Origin of the sequence: Methanobrevibacter sp. (assembly GCF_030539555.1) — an archaeon.
Lineage (GTDB): Archaea > Methanobacteriota > Methanobacteria > Methanobacteriales > Methanobacteriaceae > Methanocatella.
Genome location: NZ_JAUNXX010000116.1, coordinates 1 through 2,897, shown reverse-complemented (window position 1 = coordinate 2,897; position 2,897 = coordinate 1). Strand labels below are relative to the sequence as shown.

General features: G+C 32.2%; 2 protein-coding genes and 1 pseudogene. 1 reads left to right on the top strand and 2 read right to left on the bottom strand.

The window, feature by feature from the left end:
• A partial coding sequence (locus Q4Q55_RS10175; RefSeq protein ID WP_303372690.1) for an amidohydrolase family protein occupies positions 1-1,110 on the bottom strand: 1,110 nt, incomplete at its 3' end.
• A gap of 402 nt (positions 1,111-1,512) precedes the next feature.
• Between Q4Q55_RS10175 and Q4Q55_RS10170 the strand changes: the two genes are divergently transcribed.
• Positions 1,513-1,902, top strand: a complete 390-nt coding sequence (locus tag Q4Q55_RS10170) for a hypothetical protein (RefSeq protein ID WP_303372689.1) — start codon at positions 1,513-1,515, stop codon at positions 1,900-1,902.
• A gap of 79 nt (positions 1,903-1,981) precedes the next feature.
• Here Q4Q55_RS10170 and Q4Q55_RS10165 read toward each other — a convergent pair.
• Positions 1,982-2,897: pseudogene (locus Q4Q55_RS10165) on the bottom strand (carbamoyl-phosphate synthase large subunit); the annotation flags it as partial.

Here is a 2,897-nt window from a genome sequence, read left to right as displayed (position 1 = left end):
TTCACACCTATTTATCATATTTAAATATGGATCAATAGAAAAAGAATTTGACACTATAAACTCCGCAGGATTACCCACATCGATTGCTGATTTTCCAACAACATCATTAATACCGCTCTCACAGACATTGGTTGTTGCCATCTTTAATAAATCTTTAGGGTCAATATACTTTTTATAACAGACAGACATTACCTTTAAGCTAAATTCTAGCTCCCTAAACATATTTGGAGAATTAAGCATTACATTGTCAGTTCCAATCAATGGTTTGATATCCAAACTTAGCATTTTGTTTAAAGGAGCCACACCAACATTTAATGTTGCATTAGCTCTAGGGCAAACTACAACATTTTGACCTGATTTTGAAACCAAATTTAAATCATCATTTTTTGGATTAGTTAAATGAACTAATTGACCAAATCCTGACTCAACACCACACATGATCTCCGTTTTTTTGATTTTATTTAATGACTCGATTTGATTTGACTCGGATTCTGCAACATGAATTGATGAAATTTTACCTTGCTTTTCGCATTCTTCAACAATCAGATTAGCGACATCCCCTGTGACTTCTCCAAAACCGCTTGGAGCAATACCATCAGCAAATTTTAAAAGTTTGCGAATAGCAATTTTAACCTTTTTTAAATCCGGGTCATCACCATAAAAACTATCATCCCTTCCCAAAATAATGGGTTTAATTGGAATATCTAAAGCGGCTTTTTTCAAAAGCTTTACGCCTTTAACACCGCCTTCCCTATAATCAATAAAATGAGTTGTTCCGCTTTCCACCATTTCCCACATACTGGATTTCATTGCAGATATTATGTCCTCATCAGCAGCATTTGCTAATGCAACGTGTTTAACTCCATTCGGAGGTTTGACCATTTCACTTAATGATAAGCCATAACCTTCATCTTTAATAATTGAATCACCAATGTGAGTATGGGCATTAATAAATGAAGGGCAAACTACTGCACCATCAACATCAATTATTTTACCTTCCTTAGACTCTTTTCCAATTTCTATGATTATGCCATCATCAACGACGATATTCTCTTTTTTTATGGTCAAATTTTGGCCTTTTAATATGATTGCATTAGTTATAGTAAACATTAAAGGAAAATCTAATTTTTTTTATTAATAAATTTTGTTATTAAAATGAAATTCAACAGAACTTGTTGTATCCAAGCAAAATTATGAAAAATATATTAAATCGAAAGTAGTAATATTAAACTAATATTATCCATGTCAACAATTTAAAAATAAACATTGAATACTTTTCAACTTGAATGCCATCTTTTTTAGGGGGATGATTTTATTAACTCTCAAGAAATACGTTATTTTTACAGGAATATTGTAAAAACTGGAAATGTTTACAGAGTTAAACATAATAATAAAGATTATGGGGAGTTTAAAAAGTTATCTGACGCATTATACGAAAGAGATGCTCTATTTTTTTGCAATTTCGATTATGATTTACTTGTTGAATGTGACCTGGAAAACAAATATGAACATATGGAATTACCCCCATTTCCCGAAAAAAGACCAAAAGGCCGTATCAAAGGAATGAAGGTCAACAAAAAAGAAAGGGAAGGAGAAATCTTATTTGACCATAAACTACGTAAATTCTACATCCAAAAAGGGAAAGATATAATAGATTATTATGATACAATGACAGAAGCATTCTATTATAAAAAGATATTAATGGACAATAATTGGGATGAAACCATATTAAAAACAAATGTCTGTGAAAAAATTGAAGTCAATATTGTTATTGATCCTACAAAAGAATATGAAGTTAAATTAAACTTCTGCCCAAGATGTAAAAGTAGACTGGAGATTAATGCAACAGAATGTCCATCATGCGGTATCAATATTGAAGAGTATTTATCAAATAACAATTAAAAAAAAAGAGTTATAATCAGAATTTGTCTAAAGACAATCAATAATTATACTTTAAAAAAAGTTAATAGATAGAGAATAATTATTCCCCATCAGTATATTCATTTAAAGATTTTACATTAATTTCACTATTTTGTACAGCTGCAATCGCATTTAATGCTGCTCTTGCACCGGCTAAAGTGGTAACATAAGGTATACCAAGTTCAATAGCCAATCTTCTGATGATATAACCGTCTTTTGCAGATTGTTTTCCTTCAGAAGTGTTAATGATTAAATCAATTTCCTTGTTTAGAATTGCATCCCTAATGTTAGGAGATCCTTGTGATACTTTTTTGATTATTTCAATATCATCCAAACCAGTGGCTTTACCTGTACCATCAGTTGCAGCGATATTAAATCCTAAATTAACCGCTTTTTCTGCAATCGGCCTGATTTTTTTCTTGTCCTGTTCTTTGACAGTCAAGAATATTTTACCTTCCTTAGGCAATTCCATTCCTGCTGAAAGTTGAGATTTATAAAATGCCATTCCGAAGTTTTCATCAATACCGATACTCTCACCTGTAGATTTCATTTCCGGACCCAAGATAGTATCTGATTCCGGCAATTTAAGGAATGGGAATACAGACTCTTTTACGGCAACATGGTCAATCTTAATTTCTTTTGTTAAACCGAAGTCTTTTAGTTTAGCTCCATGCATAATCCAAGTTGCAACTTTTGCAAGCGGCACCCCAATAGCTTTACTTACAAACGGAACTGTTCTACTTGCTCTTGGGTTTGCTTCAATAATATAAACCATTTCCTCATCAAGTTTAACCGCATATTGAATGTTCATTAAACCTTTAACATCCAATTCGAGTGCTAATTTAGTTGAGTTTTCGCGAATTTCATCTAAGATATGTGCAGGTATTGTTTGAGGAGGTATTACACATGCAGAGTCTCCTGAGTGAACACCTGCTTCTTCGATGTGTTCCATGATACCTGCAATAAATACATCTTCA